Raw genomic sequence first — 17,815 nt, 5'->3', positions numbered from 1 at the left:
GCGTCCCGCGCGCTCGACGTTCTCGTCGCCCCCCTGGTTGGTCCGTGGCGGCGCTACCGCGCGGCCACCTGGGGGGCGCTGTCCAGGCTGTCGACGATGAACGCGACGACCTGGCCGACCTTCATGTTGATCACCTGGTCGACGTCCATGTCGGCGAGGAAGCCGACGAAGTCGACGTGCTCGCCGTAGGTCTCCCGGAGCCGGTCGGCGAAGGTGACGAACTCGATGCTCTCCAGCTCGAGGTCCTCGTTGAACGAGGTGTCCATCTCGATCGACATGTCGACGATGTACTCCTCGCCGATCACGTCGCGCAGGATCGCCGCGACCTCGGAGAGCACTCTGGCCGCGCGGTCGGTCGGGTCCACACTCACGGTGGCGGTCGACTGGTCGGTGGTCATCGCAGCGTCTGCTCCTTGATCTGATGGGTTGCGCTGACAGGTCCGGTCCGTGGCGAGGTCCAGGCCACGACATAGTTTCCGAGATAGCCGCCGGCGGCCGCGGCCAGCCGGTCGGCAGGCTCCGGCTCGGGCCGGGGCCGGCCGGTGGTGTCCATGGTGCGCAGGGCCACCCAGCATTCCCGAGCAGGCCCGGACGGACGTCCCGCGGGGGTGCCCGACCTGCCGCCGTCCGGCAGGCCGGCGTCCGGCACGGGGCCTGGCCCGCCGCCTGCCAAGGCTGCCACCGCGACGGGGACCAGCAGCGGAGCCGGCAGACCGGGGCTCGCGCCCGGGTCGCCGACGGGCTGGACCACGGCGCCGCCCGGCCCACGGGTCACCGCGGCGGGCACGGGCTCGCCGCCCTGCACCGGCCGGCCGACCACGAATCGCCGGGGATCGCCGGGGAGGCCGGATCCGTCCGCCTGCGACGCCGCCTGCTTCGCGGCGGTGAAGCGCGCGAACCACACGGCGCGGCCGTCCGGATCGCCGCCGGCCAGCTCGTCAAGCAGCCGCAGCTCGGGCACGGTGAGGACGGCCGCCTCCGCGTCCCGCTCCCGCCGCTGGACCCGGTCCAGGCCGATCCCGACACCGCCGGCCGTGTCCTCGACGAGAGCCACGGCGATCTCCGGACGGTGCGCGACGCTCACCGCGGGCGGGCGCAGCGCCGGCAGGCCGGCCCGGCCCGGCACCCGGTCGACGACCGGACTCCCTGACGCCACGTCCGCCAGGCCGATCTCGATCGGCCACAGCTCACCGGCGCCACCCGCCCACCAGTGCCGCCGCACGGCGTCCTTGCCGGCGATCCGCCCGAGCAGCCACGAGCGGGCGGCCAGCGGGTTGAGGCGGGCCAGGCGCCCGCGCTCGGCGGCGTCCAGGTAGTGGCGCAGTGACAGCTCGCGCGACGCCGGGTCCCGCCAGTGCTCGGTCACGACGACCCAGCCATCCGCCGTGGACCGGCCCTGCGTGTTGGCCTGCGGCGCCAGCGCCATCGACCACAGGACGTCGTCCTCGGTGAAACGCCGGTCGGTCCAGCCACGCAGGTGCGCCCACAGTCGGCCGGCCTCGTCGCGCAGCTCCATGTCCGCCGTCGCGGTGCGCTCGGTGACGTCGCGGATGCGACCCAGGTACGACAGCCGCGCTCCCGTCCGCGGTGGCGGGCCGAAGAAACGGATCGAGGCGACCGACGCGGGGAAGAGCAGCCAGTCCGACGGAAGGTACTGCATGCCCCAGTAGCCGAAGAGCTGACCGGCGTTGTCCAGCAGCGCTCCGCTCGCCTCGGTGACCCGCAGCCAGCCGCGCAGCCCGGTCGGCGCCATCCCGTCGACCGACTCGACGCCCTGGTAGCCGGGCCCGTGGAACAGAAGCCGGTCGTCGTAGATCGCCCGGCCGGTGTGCGGCGCCGTGGACTCCCCGGGGATCACCACCTCCCCGGCGGTGCCCGGGCAGGGGACGAGACCTGTGGACACGTCCGTGGTCTCCGGCGGCGCCGGATGCGCCGCGGCGAAGACCACGGTCGCCCGGGTGTAGCCGACGACGTCCACCCGGATCTCGTCCGGGCCGAGCGGCGTGCAGGTGATGTCCACCTGTACCGACGGCTCGATCGCCAGCCAGCGGGTGGCGCGGACGTCCCGGACCTCGGTGATCACCAGGCCGGGCCGCAGCGCCGACGCCTCGGCCATCATCATCTCGAGGACGCCGGTCAGGGGCACGACGGGGAAGAGGTCGGACGCGTCGGACCAGCCCGGCGGCTGCCGGTAGAAGCAGTGGTCGATGACCTCGGGCATGGTCGCCAGGGAGAGCTCGCGGCGCACTGTGGTGCGACCGTCCGGCCCGGTCCGCCGCGCTCCCGCCGGCACCGGCATGGACGCCGGCACCGCCGCGGTCACCGGAGCCGGCGCAGGCACCGGAGCTGAGGCCACGTCCACGCCGGGACGGGGCCGCAGCGCCGCGGACAGGTCGGGGGCGTCGGGGCCGAGCCGGACCAGCGGGGTGCCGAGGCGCAGGCGCACCGCCCGATCGGGCCGCCCCGCCCTGCTGGGCCGGGCCGCCGGAGCGGCGACGTCGGGCCGGGTGCGGCAGGGCAGGAGGTCTATCCGCGGCGCGGCTCCCTCGGCCCACAGCGCGACCGCGACCCGGCGCAGCTGGTCCAGCCCCGACCGTTTCGTGGTGTTGGTGACCAGCGAGGCGTGCTCGTCGCCCGCCCCGCTCAGGGTGTCGTCGACGAAACCGGCGACGCTGCCCATCCCGATCTGGACGAACACCCGGACACCCGTGTCATGCAGGGCGCGTGCCAGCTCCCGGAAACGCACCGGCTCCAGCAGGTGCCGGACGGTCAGCTCCCGGATCTCGGCGTGCCCGGACGGATACGGAGCCACCGTGGTAGCGGACCACACCGGGACCCGGGCGCTGCCGAGCGGGGTGTTGTAAAGCCCCTCCCGCAGCCGGTCCAGATGCGGGCGCAGGAACGGAGAGTGAAAGCCGGAGCGGAACGGCAGAACCTGCCCGATCACCCCACGCGCCCGCAGCCGCGCCAGGGCGGTCTCGATGCTCTCCACCCGCCCGCAGATGATCGACTGGTGCGGGCAGTTGTCGTGCGAGATCACGATGTCCGCCAGGTCGGCGATGACCTCGGCGGCGACGTCCGCGCCGCAGCCGAGCGCGCCGAACACGACGCCCGGAACCTCGATCGAGGACGGGTCGAAGGCCCGGATGAACCCGTCCGCGTACTCCTCGTCGATCAGGCCGGCGGCGAGCATCGCGTTCCACTCGCCCACGCTGTGCCCGGCGACCACGTCGGGGGCCACGCCGAGTCGGCGCAGGGCGACGTCGAGGACCCGACCGACCTGCACGCTCGCCACGCCGTGATGGCCCAGGTCGGTGGTGTCGCCCAGCTCCGGCCGGGGCAGCCCGAAGTGGTCGCAGATGTCGTCGATCCGCGGGGAGAACTTGTCCTCCAGCCCGCAGAACAGGAAGGCCAGCCGCGGAACGGTGTCGTCGTCCCGGCGGCCGAGCAGGGGCGCCGGGACGAACCAGAGGTCGTTCCGGCCCCGCCACGGCGTGCCGCGGGCCGCCACCGTGCGGGCCAGCGCGAGCCGGCGCGCGGTGGGGGCCACCAGCGCCAGCCGGACCGGACCGCCGCCAGGCGCGCTGGCCGCGTCGTCGCGCTCGAGCAGCTCGGCGTCCGGCACCGCGAGCTGGGCGACGATGTCCGCCGCGGACGCCCCCGCGAACAGCAGCACCCGCTCGGCAGTGGGGTCGGCAACGCCCGCGCCCGGACCGGTGGCGGTGGCGGTGGCGGTACCAGTGCGGGTGCCGAGGGGGTCGACAGCGCCGACCCGATCGGCGTCGGCGCACTCCTCGAGGACGACGTGGGCGTTCACCCCGCCGAAGCCGAAGGCGTTCACCCCGGCCCGCCGCGGGGCGGAACCCGACCGCTCCCAGGGGGTCGCCTCCCGCACGGGGGCGAACCGGCTGCCCTCGAACAGCGGGTGCGGCTCGTCGCAGTGCAGCGTCGGCGGCAGGGTTCGGTGGTGCAGCGCCAGCGCGGCCTTGATCAGGCCCGCCATGCCGGCGGCGGGCATCGCGTGCCCGATCATCGACTTCACCGAGCCGAGGCCGACCCGGCCGTTGTCGACGTCGTCACCGAAGACCTTCGTCAGCGTGGCGAGCTCCGCGCCGTCGCCGGCCGGTGTCGCGGTGCCGTGCGCCTCGATCAGCCCCACCGCTCCAGGGGCGGCCGGGTCCAGGCGAGCATCCGCCCAGGCCCGCTCGATGGCGAGGATCTGCCCGGACGAGGCCGGTGCCATCAGGCTCGCGGTACGCCCGTCGCTGGACGAGCTGGCGCCGCGCAGCACCGCGTAGATCCGGTCGCCGTTCGCGCGGGCGTCCGCGAGACGACGCAGGACGATCATGCCGATGCCCTCACCCATCAGGATGCCGTCGGCCCGGCGGTCGAACGGCCGGATCCGCTGGGACGGCGAGAGCGCGCGCAGCAGCGTGAACAGGCTCCAGAAGGAGACCTCGTGCACGATGTGCACACCGCCGACGATCATGGCACCGGCCCGGCCGCTCGCCAGTTCCCGCATCGCCGTCTCCACGGCGATCAGCGACGAGGCGCAGGCCGCGTCGATCGTGTACGCCGGGCCGTGCAGGTCGAGGCGGTTCGCGATCCGCGACGCGGCCAGGTTGGGAACCAGACCGATGGACGCCTCCGGCCGCTGCGGCCCGAGCTTTGCCAGGAAGGCGTCGACGACCTCGTCCACGGCGGTGTCCGGGACTCCGGGAAGGACCTCGCGCAGCGTGGTCGCCAGCTGGTGGGACGTCCTGACCCGCTGCTCCAGCCGGGCGACCCCGGGGCCGACGTAACCACCGCGGCCGACGACGACGCCGACCCGCCCGCGGTCACCGAGGGCCTCCGGCCCACCGGCGTCGTCCATCGCCTCGGCGGCGAGCCGCAGCGCGAGGAGCTGGTCGGGCTCGGCCCAGTCGACCGAGACCGGGACGATGCCGAACCGGGCCGGGTCGAAGGTGGCGAGGTCGTCGACGAACCCGCCGCGGCGGCAGTAGAAGCCCGCCCCGTCGGGGCGCCGCTCGGCGGTGGGATCGGCGGCGAAGTACTCGTCGAGATCCCAGCGCCCCGCCGGGACGTCCCGGATCGCGTCGACGCCGCCGGCGATGTTGCGCCAGTAGGTGTCCAGGTCGCCGGCGCCCGGGAACAGCGCCGACATCCCGACGACGGCGATCTCCTGAGCCATCGGTTCAGCCATCGAAGGACTCGGCATCGGCGCACATGTAGACCACCTGGGCGGGTGCGCCCGGGACCGGCTCGCGCAGTTCGCGCAGCAGCGCGGCGACACCCTCGTCCGGGTCGATCAGGCCGATGCCGCGCCGGGCGTACTCGCGCGCCAGTTCCTCGGAGACCATGCCGCGGCCCGCGTCGGCGCCGGAGTCACCCCAGGGTCCCCAGTCGACGCTGACCACGCGGCCGGTGCGCCGGGTCGCCAGACTGTGGGCGAACACGTCGAGCGCGTCGTTGGCCGCCGCGTAGTCGACCTGGCCGCGGTTGCCGAAGACCCCGGCGACGCTGCCGAAGAGGACCGCGAAGCCCACGTCGGGCCGCAGCGCGCCGAGCAACGCGCGCGCTCCGTCCACCTTCGTCCGGAACACCCGGTCGAAGGACTCCGTCGTCTTGTTCCGCAGCAGACGGTCCTCGAGGATGCCGGCGCCGTGCACGACACCGTCCAGCCGGCCGTGCCGCTCGTACACCTCGGCGACCACCGCGGCGAGAGCGGCACCGTCCCGCACATCGACCGCGTGGTAGCGCACCGAGGCCGCCGCCTCGCCCAGCGCGGCCAGGTTCGCGCGGATCTCCCGCTCGGCCAGGATCCGCGCGACGCGCTTCTCGATCTCCGCCGGGCGGCGCACACCGGAGGCGATCAGGGCCCGGCGCAACGCCGGCGGGTCAGCCGCGCCGGCGGTCTCGGGACCCTCCGGCCCGTCCGGGACGGGGGTGCGCCCGATCAGCTCGACCGCGCAGCCCGTGGCCCGCGCCAGCGCCAGCGCCGTCCGCGCGGTGATTCCGCGCGCGCCGCCGGTGAGCAGCACGACACCCGAGGCATCCAGCCCCGTCGGGCCCGCGGCCGGCGGGCCCGACGGCGTGAGATCCGCCGGGCGCAGCGTCGGCGTGATCCTGCTGTCGTCCCGGTGGCCGACGACGACCGGTGCCGCCGCATCGAACACCTCCGCCAGCAACCGCTCGGCGATCCGCCGCGGCGCGGCCTTGGGATGAACGTCGACCAGCCGCACCCGGGTGGCGGGGAGCTCCTGGACCAGCGTCCGCACCAGCCCGGCCATCCCGACAGCCGCCGACCCGCCGGCCGGTGTCGTGTCCACCGCCTCGGCACCGCGGCCGAGGTCACCGCCCAGCCCGGTCACGACGACCAGACGCCGGGCGCCGCCGAGCGCGGCGGCGCGAAGGGGCGCGAAGGCGGCCGGCAGCCCGGCACCCGGGCCCGCCACCCCTTCCGCCGAGGCGACCCAGAACAGCCCGTCGGCGCCGGCGTCCGACCCGAGAACGGGATCGAGCTCCGCGCTGTCGGCCGACACGATGCGGACATGGGCTCCGGCCTGCTCCAACAGCGTCGACAGCGCCAGGCCGATACCGAGCCCACCCTCGACCACGGTGAACCGCGCGCCGGCCAGCGACACCGCCGTGCCCGCCGCGACCAGCTCGTCCCAGGACGGCAACGCGGGCAGCTCGACGTGGTCCACCACGAACCGGCGCAGCGGGACCCGAAGCTGCGGACCCACGGCACCCACGGCTGCGACGGCCGGCACGGCGTCAGCAGCCGGCACGACGCTGGCAGCCGGCAGAACGCTGGCAGCCGGCACAGCACCGACACCGACACGGGCCGCGAAGGTCGGGTCCGTAGCACCGCGCGGGGTGGACAGCACACCCCAGCTCTCCGGCGCCGACGGGGCCTGGACCGCGGTGGCCGCAGTCCGGGTCCGGGGGCTGTCCAGCACAGCGGTGCCGGCCCGCCCGATGCTCGGCGCCGGCCCCACGGAGGGCTCGGGAAGGTGCGCCGTCGGCAGCACCGCCGTGACGGACGCGGATGCTCCCGCCGGGACCAGGACACGGGACCCGGCGTCCGCGAGCGCCCGGCCACCGCCGGTGCCCTGCTCAGGCAGGTCGTACGACCCGGGCCGAGGAGCCGGCCCGGACCCGCCCCCGGCTCCCCCGCCACGGCCACCGGCGGAACCGCCGCCGGAACCGCCGCCGGGCGCGTTCTGGGCGCTGTGCTCGACGATCCAGGTCGCGATCCCCCGCACCGTCTTCACCGCCGCCAGCTCCTCGACCACCGACTCATCCAGCTCGGACGCCCCGCCACCCGCACCCGGCAGACCCACCCGCCCGGCAAGCTCCCCGAGGATCTCCGTCCGCTTGATCGAATCAATCGACAGATCAGCCTCAAGATCCAGATCAGGCTCCAGCATCTCCACCGGATAACCCGTCAGATCCGCGATCACCCCGACCACGGCATCCGTGACCTCACCCATCCCACGGACCACCGGCCCGGCCGTCTCCACCGAGCGCGCCGTGACCTGCGCGGGCACCGCGACAGTCGGGGAGGCGTGCAGGGCACCGGTGCCGTTGACGGAGACGCCCGCCTCCGGAGCGCCGGCCGGTACCCCGCTTGCCGCCAGCCCGCCTGCCGCCGAGACAGCCGCGGTCGGCGGCGGTACGACGGCCGCCGTGCCGACGTCAGCGCGGCGTGGCGGGAGCTGGGCCGGCGCCGCAGGCGGGGCGACGCTGGCCGGCGCGGGCCGACCGGCGTTCAGGTAGGTGAGCAGGACATCTCGCTGGGCAGCCACGAGCTCGCGGCCCGTCCGCAGGAACTCCAGCACCAGGCCGTCGGCCGGGCCGGGAGCAACAGGCGCCGCAGCGGCCGGCGCACCGGCAGCCGGGGCGTCAGGAGCCGCGGCGGAGTCGGCCGGGACGGTGCCGGAGGGGACAGCGGCCCGGGCTCCGTTCGGGCTCGGGCCTGCCGCCGGGTGAGCGACGCCGTTCCCGTTGACGGTCCGAAGATCGACCACTGCAGAACCTCCCACCGATTCACCGAGCCCCGTACCCGGCCATTCGAGAAGATCGTGTCCGTGTGCGGCGGGGGCGCCGCTGTCCGTCCCACCGCGGGCGCCAGGCTGCGCGACGGTGTTCGTCACAGCCGCCGGATCTCCGACGGCCGCTGTAGCCACCGCGGCCGCTGTACCCGCCGCCTCCACGGTCGCCGCCCCACCGGCCAGGACCTCCGGGGCGGCGGTGACCGGCGCGGCCGGGACGATCCGCCGCGCCGGCAGCAGGCCGCCGGGCAGCTGACGGCCGTCGCTGGTCCGCACGTAGGCACCATCGAGAAGCCAGCCGGGCCGGCGCGGCATGCGCTCAGTCGCGGCCGGACGGGTGTCCCGCCCGGTGAACAGGGGGGACGGGTCGACATCCACGCCGGCCGTGGCGAGCTCGGCCACGGCGAGCAGCAGGCGCCGCAGGCCGTTCTCGGCCGGCGCGTCGGTGACGACCACCCGGTGCGGCCGGCCGGCGAGGATCTTGCCGATGAGCTGTGCCAGCACCCGGCCCGGCCCGACCTCGACGAAGACACGGACGCCGGCGGCGTACATGGCCTCGATCTGCTCCACGAAGCGGACCGGCGCCGCGACCTGGCCGGCGAGCACCGCGCGGATCTCCGCCAGCGTCCCCGGGTAGGGAGCCGCCAGGGTGTTGGACCACACCGGGATGACGTTCGTCGCGAGAGTCGTCCCGTCGAGCTCGGCGGCGAGGGTGTGCGCGGCGCCGGCGACGACCGGGCTGTGGAACGCGCAGGCGACCGGGATCCGCCGGGACGACAGGCCGGCCGCCTTCAGCCGCTCCACCGCCGCGTCCACGGCGGCGGACGGCCCGGAGATCACGGTCTGCCGGGGTGCGTTCTGGTTGGCGAGTGCCACGCCGTCGATGGTGCCGTCGGCGGCAGGCTCCCCGAGCGCGGCCCGGATCTGGTCCGCTGTCGCGGACACCGCCGCCATCGTGCCGGGGTCGTCACCGGCCGCCGCGAGAATCGCGTCCGCACGGGCCCGGCTGAGCCGGACGAGTGCCTCACGGTCGATGACGCCCGCGGCGCTGAGCGCCGCCAGCTCGCCGTAGGAGTGCCCCGCGACATGATCAGGGCGGATCCGTAGCCCTGCCAGCAGCTCGAAGACGGCCAGCGCGGCCAGCCCCAGCGCGGGCTGGGCGGCCCGGGTGTCGGTCAGCGCGGTGGTCTGCGCGGCACGGTCGTCATCGGTGAACGCGGCCGGCGGGAACATCGTCGCGGCCACGTCCGGGGCGAGCTCGAGCAGCGAGCGAAGCCGCGGAAAGGCCACGAAGAGATCCGCGAGCATGCCCGGCCGCTGGCTTCCCTGCCCCGGGAAGACAAAGGCCAGGCTCCCCGCCCTACCGTCACCGCCGGGCACCGCCCCGGCCCCGGCGCCGGGACCCGGCGCGATGCCGGCGGCCACCGTGGCACCGTCGTCACCGCCGCGGACGAACACGCCTGCCCGCGGGGCCGAAAGGGGCTCTCTGGCCTGGGTGATCGCGCCCGGCAGGGCGTCCAGGTCGTCCGCGACGAAGGCGATCTGGACCAGCCCCCCGGCCTCCTCGCACACGGTACGGGCCAGGTCGCGCAGCTGGTAGGGACGTCCCGCGTCGTCGTTGGCGCGGACGAGCGCGTCCAGGCGGTCGAGGCGGCGCAACGCGGTCTCCCGGTCGCGGCCCCGCACCAGGAACAGCTCGGCCGGCCAGCGGTCCAGGCCGTGAGCCGGCTCCGGTGCCTTGTCGTAGGCGGAGACGACGACGTGGAAGTTGGTCCCGCCGAAACCGAAGGCGGACAGGCCCGCGTGCCGGGCTCCGGCGGGGGCCACCCAGGGCCGGGCCCGGTCGTCGAAGTAGAACGGGCTGTCCGACCGGTCCCAGTACGGATTGGGCCGGTCGACGTGCAGGGTCGGCGGGCGGATGCCCGTCTCCACCGCGCGCGCCACCTTGACCAGACCGGCAAGCCCCGCGGCGCACTTGGTGTGGCCGATCTGGGACTTCACCGAGCCGACGGCGCACTGGCCGGCTCCGGCGCCGTGCTCCTTGAACACCTCGGTGAGGGTGGCGAGCTCAGTCCGGTCGCCGACGACGGTGCCGGTGGCGTGCGCCTCCAGCACCCCCACCTCGGACGGCGAGATCCCCGCCGACGAGTAGGCGCGCTCCAGCGCGATCACCTGCCCGGCCTTGCGCGGGGCGGTCAGCCCGAGGGCCCGGCCGTCGGACGAGCCGGCGACCGCGCGGATCACGGCCCGGATCCGGTCACCGTCACGCTGGGCGTCCGCGAGCCGCTTGAGGACGACCACCGCGACGCCCTCACCGAGGCTGGTGCCGTCCGCACCGGCGGCGAAGCTGCGGCACCGCCCGCCCGGGGACAGCGCGTGCACCGAGGCGAAAAGCAGGAAGTCATGCACGCTTGAATGCGTGTCCACCCCGCCGCACAGGACAAGGTCTGATGAACCGGCCGAAAGTTCCTTGCAGGCGGCGTCCAGCGCCGCCAGGGAGGAGGCACAGGCCGCGTCCACGGTGAAGTTCAGACCGCCGAGGTCAAGGCGGTTGGCCACCCGGCCGGCGATGACGTTCGCCAGCAGCCCCGGGAAGGAATCCTCGTCGAGATCGGGCAGGATCTCCTCCAGCTCCGCGGGGAGCTCACCGACCCAGGAACGATGAGCCGAACGGAAACCATAGGCGGTGGAGAGGTCCGATCCGGACTCCGCGCCGAACACGACCGAGGAACGCTTCCGGTCAAACGGTCTGTCCTCGTACCCGGCGTCACGAAGAGCCCGGGACGCCGCTTCAAGAGCGAGAAGCTGACCCGGATCGATACTGCGGAGTGACCGGGGCGGAATTCCATAGGCAAGGGCGTCGAAGGGAATCTGCGGCAGGAAGCCGCCCCATTTCGATGGCGTACGCCGACCGGCGTCCTTCACCATGGAATCGGAGTCGTAGAAGAAATCCGCGTCCCAGCGTTCGGGCGAGACCTCCGTTATCGCGTCGACCCCGGCGACCACGTTGGCCCAGTAGTCCTTGTCGTCGGCAGCCTGCGGAAACACCGCTGACATTCCGATGATCGCGATATCGAGCGGACGGGCGGATTCACGCACGGCCGCGACGGATCGGGCGGCACGCGCCAGCCGATCACCGTCAGCACCATCGTCAGCACTCAGACGAACCTCGGGGGCCGTGGCCGTGGCAGACGTGGCCGTACCCGACACGGCTGCCCCGGCGAACTCGCTCGCCCGGGCGGCCAGGTGGGCTGTCGCGTCCTGGGTGACCTCGGTGTGCAGGCGGGCGATCGACGTCCGCGCCGAACGCAGGCCGGCGACCTGGCCGATCATGAACATGCCCTCGGCGGCCTGTTCGTCGGGCCCGACCGTGACCAGCCGGGCGCCCTCCCGCCGCACGCCCCGGCTGGCGATGCGCAGCCGGCCGAGGTTCAGCTGCTCCAGCTCGGCCCACATCTCCTTACGCGGGACGCCGGCCGCGGCCAGCTCGTCCCGCCGGCGGAGGAAGTCATGCACGTAGGCGGACTCCACGCACCGCGTGGCGTGCCCCGGCGAGGTCTCGAGCAGCACCGTGCGGGACGCGGTGATCGCCGCGTCCTGGAAGCCCGGCATGATCGCCCCGTCGGCGACCGCCTCGTCGGTGAACAGGTAGGCGGTGCCCATGAGCACGCCGATCCGCGCACCGCGGTCGACCAGCGGCGCCGCCGCCGCCGCGACCATCGCGGCCGAGGCCGGGTCGTGGATCCCGCCGGCGAACAGCACATCCAGGTCCCGCAGCGACTCCGGCCCGTCGTCCCCGCGCCGGGCGAACTCCAGCAGACCGGCGATCTGCGCCTCCCAGAGCGGGAAGCTCGCCCGCGGCCCGACGTGGCCGCCGCACTCGCGGCCCTCGAAGACGAACTTACGCGCCCCGTCAGCGAGGAACCGGTCCAGCAGGCCCGGGGACGGGACGTGCAGGAAGGTGTCGATCCCGACTGCCTCCAGCGGCGCCGACTGGGCCGGTCGGCCACCGGCGATCAGCGCGCACGGCGGCCGGACCGCGTAGACCGCGTCCAGCTGGGCGGCCCGCGTCTCCGGCGGTGCGAAGCCGAGAATCCCCACGCCCCAGGGCAGGTCGCCGAGCAGTGCGGCGGTCTCCTCCAGGAGCGCCCGTGTCTCCTTGCCGCTCATCAGGGCCAGGGCCAGGAACGGCAGTCCGCCCTCGCGGGCCACCGAGAGCGCGAACCGTGCCCGGTCGCTGACCCTGGTCATCGGCCCCTGCGCGACGGCGTGACGCAGCCCGCGGGCGGCGGCGAAGGCCGAGCCCGGGGCGAGCGGCCGGTGCCGGGCGGCTGACGCGAGCGAGGAACGGATCGACTCCCGTACGGCGCGCACGACCGCGCTCGCCGTGTGGTGGCGATCGGCGAGACCGGCGGCGAACGCACCGTCCTGCCCGACCGGCAGCAACTGCTCCCGCAGGTCCCGCCCGCCCAGCCGCAGGGCGACAGGGCTGGTGGGGGCGACGGAGACGGCGGAGACGCTCAGAGCGCCGTCCGACGCCCGCTCGCCACCGGTGTCGCGGAAGTCCACCCCCGGCTCGTCCGCCGGAGCGTGCGCCGCCCCTCCGGCGTCGGTGACCGCGCCGACGCCCGTGCCGGATCCGGCCGTCCCGCCCGGGAGGGCGGACACGGACGCGGACGCCCAGCCCACCAGGCCGGCCACGGGCAGGTCGGGCCGCACGTAGACACGGTGGCCGTCGATCAGCGCGGTCTCGCTGCCGTCCATCGCGCGGATGGCTTTCGCGACCTCGGCGGGCAGTTCCACCTCCCGTACCAGAGCGAGCTGCGAGTCGAGAACGACGCCGGCCGCGCCGCCGGCGACAGCCGCCGCCGCGGTCGCCAGGCCTATCCCACCGGCGGCCCACACGGGGGCAACTGTTCCGTCCCGCCGTGTCGGCTTCGCAGCGATCAGGTACTGGAGCAGAGTGAATGTCGTGAGATCACCGACCCGTCCGCCGGCCTCGTTGCCGCGGGCGATCAGGCCGTCCGCGCCGTCGTCGAGTGCCTGACGCGCTGCCGGGACCGAGAGCACCTCGACGAGCACCCGCCGGCCCGCGGCGGAAACCGCGGCCACTCCCCACGGCGCGTCGACCCCGAGGACCACGGTGTCGACGCGCGCAGGCAGCTCCGCCAGCTCGAGCGGGCAGCCCTCGGCCACCCGTACTCCGAACGGCACCGGCGACCAGGCAACCGCGGCGGCCAGTGCCTCGCGGCCGCGGACCGGGTCCAGGCCGAGATCGAGGATTCCCGTGCCGCCGGCATGCCCGACCGCCGCGACCAGGTGCGGCGCCGGCTCCCCGAACGGGCTGATGACGATGACCAGATCCCGTTCGCCCTGGTCGTCGGGCTCGGTCCGGGGGTGCGCGCTCGCTGCGCTGCTCATCGGTTGCTCCTCCTGGCCTGGCCCCGCCGAAGGCGGAGACGGCCGGGGTCGGTTGCTGTCAGCACGGGACCGAAGCAGTCGGCGTCCCGGAACCGGACGTGGGCGGGCGGCGCCAGTACGAACAGGTGCAACTCCCAGTCGGGGACAGCAGCGGGTGCCCGGACAGGCGCCGCGCCGCTGGCGGCGATTCGGTCACTGTGATGGTGGTCCAGTCCGATCGGGTCACCTGAGCCAGCGAGCGTGCGCGAAATCCTAGCCGGCCCCGACCAGGTCTCCACACGTAGGTGCCACCGCGAAACAGCGCGGTGATCTGCCTGGTCAGGGCCCTGCCCGTCGCGGGCCATGACGACATCAGAGGCAGGCCGGGCGTCCCGGCCGGCCCCATCGCCGCAGACTGCCGCTATGCCCGTGCGGCTGGCTCCAGGCCCGCCTCGCGCTGCGCGGCCAATGCCGGGGTTGTTGCTGCCATTGCCCATGTTGTCATCGCTCGCGAATCGCGAGGTGGCATCAGTGACGCCACGCCGGCAGGCCCTACAACTCCGCTCTGCCAGCTGATTTCTCATGTTTACGCGGGCTGATACCTGGTGCTGTCCGGGCACGGAAGGCAGGCAGTGGAACCTGCCCGGAAAAACCCATGCACCTTTCTTCGGCCGGGTCCCTGACGCGCGATGGCCGATCGCACTGTTCCCCCCCGACATGACATTCATCCAGGTGTTCCTCCGGTCCCTGCCAGAACAACGCACCGATGCCGGTCGTGGACCGGCGGACGCGCTGTCAGCGGACTCGCCTCTTCTGCCCTCCGTACACGTGACGCTATGGCCCTTTCAACCTAGTCACTTCGCGGGCAGCGTCGCAAGCACAGGCGCCGGACTTTTCGCTGACGTCGCCCCCAACCCTCACACTGGATTGATAAATACGCTGTTCAAGTCGCATTGCGACCACGTGACCGTACGGGTTCCGGGAGTGCGGGCGCGGGATCATTCGCGCTGATCCGTCAGCACGGCGCCAACGGCCGCGACCGGGAGACCACCCGAAGTGACTAGAAACCGGCCGCGGCCGGCAGCCCGCCAACAGACGCCCAGTGGACGCCCACCCGGTTCACGGGGCGGAGTTCGACATCATCGCCAGGCGGCCAGCGGCGAGGCCGGGCACGGGCCCGTGCGATGACCCGGGACACGGCCAAGAGCCACCGGAGCACCAACCTGGCGGTCGCGCTTCGCGCGGCGCCGGCGACGTTCGCACGATGGCGGCCGCGCCGCCAGCCGCAGCGCGCGGGCCGGTCAGCCCGTCGGTCAGCCGGTCAGCGGGTCGGCCAGGGTCAGGAGGTCACAGCCGACCGCAGGTTGCCGACCTGGCGGCCCGGCAGCCCGCGCCGGTGGGGCCCGCCGCCGATGGGGCAGGAGCAGCAGGGACGGGTGCAGCCAGTGGTCCCGGCACATCCCGGCGGTGGGAGAACCACAGAAGTCCCCAACGGACGACCAATCCTGCTGGTTCCGCCACCCCGCCGGTTCCGCTGGCCGGGCGACGAGCCGGACGCTCGGAGGCGCGCCGTGCCGGGCCTGCGCGGCGGCACAGGCCCGGCGGGACGAGCGCGCGGTCCCGGGAACACGCGGTCCTGGGAAGACCGGGTGCGGGGAACGCGGGGTACAGGCGACGGAGTCCGGCGAAGAGCGTGACCGGTCCGGGTGGACGGGCAGGCAGGCGGGCATGGCCCGGTCGCGGTCACGGCCCCCAGGGGCATGTCGTCGCGCAGTCGGCCTCGGACGCGTCGCGCGGGGGCATGCGAGGACGCGGTCCGGGCGGACCTGCCGGGGCGCGGCCGATAGCTGCGCCGTCGGCGAGGGCCGGACATGGGCAGGTCCGACCCCGTTCCAGCCGGTGCTGCCGGCCGGGCCGGCCAGGAGGGGCTGGCCGGGCGATGCTATCCGGGCCGCGCCGTCGGACGCTTCTCGTCCGGGCGGCGCCACCGCGGGGTGCGCGGGTCAGGCGCTTGCTGAGCTGGCGTTCATGCGCGGATGGTGCTGGGAGTGTCCAGGGATGTCGGGATGGGCGGCCGGTGCCGGACGGCACCGCCGACCTGGCCTACAGCCGGGGAAGCCCGGGTGCCGGCATGGAGCCCATCTCGCGCTGCCAGGCGAGGGCGAGCTGGGTGCGGTTCGAGCAGCCCGTGGCCACCAGCGCGTGGGTCAGGTGGTGCTTGACCGTGTCGATGCTGATGCAGAGCGCCTCCGCCACCTGCCGGTTCGACTGGCCTTCCGCGACGAGACGGACGACGTCCCGCTCGCGGGCGGAGAGCTTGGCCGTCACGGCCGGTCCCGGGTTGACCCGGATGTAGAAGCGCAGCAGGTTGCCGAGGTGGCGGGCGAGCACCGCGCCGACAGCCCGGTCCCGTGGACCGAACGCACCGGGGCGGGGGTCGAGCAGCGAGACCACAGCGCCGACGCCGCTGTTGCCGGCCAGCCGGATGAGCAGCTTCGCGTGGATTCCGTGAGCCCGCAGGAAGCGCTCAAGCCGCAGTCGCACCTCGGGGCGGTCGGGCACGCCGATCTCGTCCAGCGTGACGAGCCCGCGCTCCCACATCAACCGCAGGCTCTCCGGGTCGTTGAAGACCTCGAGGCTGCGGTACCGCTCCAGGAACGGCCCGGCCATGCGCAGCGCGAGGCCTCGGCCGGTGGGGCGGGCGTCCTGGAAGGTCGCCTGCGGCGACGATCCGAGGAAGAAGGCGGAATGGCGGTAGCCGAGGTGGCGCGCCATACCGTCGAGAGCGGCCTCGCGGAACGCGGGCAGCGACGCGGCGCGCTCGCAGTCCTCGACAACGCGCAGGACGCCGCGCAGCTCCGCCGCGCCCAGGGCGAGGTCGCGGGGCACCTGCGGTCCCCGCGCGGGGACAGCTGCTCGGCCCGGCAGTCCAGCCGCGACCGCACCGGGACGGGTACGCGAGGCGGGGTGGCCCACCGCGGAGGTCGCCGCGATGGGGGTGTGCCGCGCGGTGGGAGCCCGATGGGGTGCCGGCACGCTGGACGGTCGGGAAACCCCCGCCGATGTGTCCATCGTCACGGCAAGCCGGCCGCTGGCCGGGTGGGCGCTGGGGCTACCATCGGGGTTGCTGAGCATTCGGTCAGTCACACATGCCTCCGGGGGCAGACCGACACCAGGTCACTGGCCGGTAGTCGCGAATCAGCCGGCGTATTTCCGGCCAAGTTGGACATGTTCGGCAAGCCTAGGGCCGCGGCTACCCAGATGCCACCCTGCAACACCTACTTTCTGGCGCCTGATAAGCCTGACTGGCTTATGTGACTAATGAACCTCAGTTCAACCGCGATTTACCTTCGCAGCACCGTTGTGCGTGACCCTTCAGACGCGGTCCGTAACGACAACGGCAGGACTCCGCCCCCCAAAGGTGCCACCAACGGCCCTCGAATTGGCCCGGTCCGACCACCACCTCCACCTTCGGCCACCAGCGTGTAGTCGATCGGCACGGAGGGTAGCTTTCTCACTGTACGTATCTCGCTACTCGCAGCGGATCACCACTCTGGCGGCCTCCGTGGGCATGCCGATACGAGGTGAGGCGCGTGACGACCGGCTTCTCGATCTTTCTCATCGCCGCCGGCGCAACTCTCCGCTATGCGTTGTCCTACCGGTTGAGCGGCATCGACCTGCAGATACTCGGATCGATCATCATGGCCACCGGCGGCGCCACGCTGGCCGTCCAGGCCGCCCGCACAGTCCGCGCCGGCCGGCTTCGGGCCCGCCCGGTCGCGAGGACGCTTCCGCTTCCCTCCCGGCTTCCCCGGTGGCGCCCCTCGGAAGATGGCTCGGCGGAGCGCTTCTGGCCCGCCACGCACTCAATGTGGGACATGCCAGCCCGGGCTGCCGGAATTCGTTTCGAGGACAATCAGCCACCCCCGGGCCGGGGTCCCCGTCCGGACATCCAGCAAGGCTGGGATGAGGCCGCCGGCCTCGGGATCCCGTACACCACCAGCCATGGCGGCAGCCCGGGCGACCAGCCCGAAGGTGCCCCGCGCCCCTGGCCCGCCCAGGATCAGGCCGACCCGGCGGACGGCAGCCCGACCTTGCTGCCGCCGCGGGCGAGCTGGCAGCTCGACGAGGCCGGCTGGCCGGACGAGGTACGCCCGACCGCGCCTGGCTCCGGTCGCTGAACGTCGGGCCGTCGGGCCCGCGGGCCCGACGGCCGAGGCCACAGCAGATGCGGCGCTGATGGCGCTACCTTCCCTTCGCACGGTGGATCCCGGCAGGGAGCGCTTGCGGTGCTTGTCCCGTGAGGACTGATGTGAGACGGCGCTCCTGCCTGGACCCGGCGAAGGCCTGACGCCCAG

General features: G+C 74.0%; 5 protein-coding genes. 1 reads left to right on the top strand and 4 read right to left on the bottom strand.

Going from position 1 to position 17,815, the window contains the following annotated elements; genetic code table 11:
• Positions 1-53 precede the first annotated feature (53 nt).
• The 4 genes from AB1460_RS22515 to AB1460_RS22500 all read right to left on the bottom strand — a co-directional run bounded on the left by AB1460_RS22515 (position 54) and on the right by AB1460_RS22500 (position 16,346).
• A complete protein-coding gene (locus tag AB1460_RS22515) occupies positions 54-398 on the bottom strand; it encodes a phosphopantetheine-binding protein (protein ID WP_018638150.1) in 345 nt (114 codons plus the stop codon).
• Positions 395-5,203, bottom strand: a complete 4,809-nt coding sequence (locus tag AB1460_RS22510; RefSeq protein WP_368963897.1) for a beta-ketoacyl synthase N-terminal-like domain-containing protein — start codon at positions 5,201-5,203, stop codon at positions 395-397. The genes AB1460_RS22515 and AB1460_RS22510 overlap by 4 nt, the downstream gene beginning before the upstream one ends.
• Positions 5,196-13,478: an SDR family NAD(P)-dependent oxidoreductase gene (locus AB1460_RS22505; protein ID WP_368963895.1), complete on the bottom strand. Its 8,283-nt coding sequence runs from the start codon at positions 13,476-13,478 to the stop codon at positions 5,196-5,198. Before AB1460_RS22505 ends, AB1460_RS22510 begins: the two co-directional genes overlap by 8 nt.
• A 2,082-nt stretch (positions 13,479-15,560) precedes the next feature.
• Positions 15,561-16,346: a helix-turn-helix transcriptional regulator gene (locus AB1460_RS22500; RefSeq protein ID WP_368963893.1), complete on the bottom strand. Its 786-nt coding sequence runs from the start codon at positions 16,344-16,346 to the stop codon at positions 15,561-15,563.
• A gap of 704 nt (positions 16,347-17,050) precedes the next feature.
• Here AB1460_RS22500 and AB1460_RS22495 point away from each other — a divergent pair.
• A complete protein-coding gene (locus AB1460_RS22495) occupies positions 17,051-17,638 on the top strand; it encodes a hypothetical protein (RefSeq protein ID WP_368963891.1) in 588 nt (195 codons plus the stop codon).
• The last annotated feature ends 177 nt before the right edge of the window (positions 17,639-17,815 follow it).

The organism is Parafrankia sp. FMc2, from assembly GCF_041008525.1.
Classification (GTDB): Bacteria; Actinomycetota; Actinomycetes; order Frankiales; family Frankiaceae; genus Parafrankia.
The sequence above is the reverse complement of the archived record's forward strand: the minus strand, read 5'-3'. Positions and strand labels throughout refer to the sequence as shown.

Bases quoted from the DNA above. Each gene is read 5' to 3' on its own strand.
- AB1460_RS22515 (WP_018638150.1), bottom strand. From the start codon at position 398: ATGACCACCGACCAGTCGACCGCCACCGTGAGTGTGGACCCGACCGAC.
- AB1460_RS22510 (WP_368963897.1), bottom strand. From the start codon at position 5,203: ATGGCTGAACCGATGGCTCAGGAGATCGCCGTCGTCGGGATGTCGGCG.
- AB1460_RS22505 (WP_368963895.1), bottom strand. From the start codon at position 13,478: ATGAGCAGCGCAGCGAGCGCGCACCCCCGGACCGAGCCCGACGACCAG.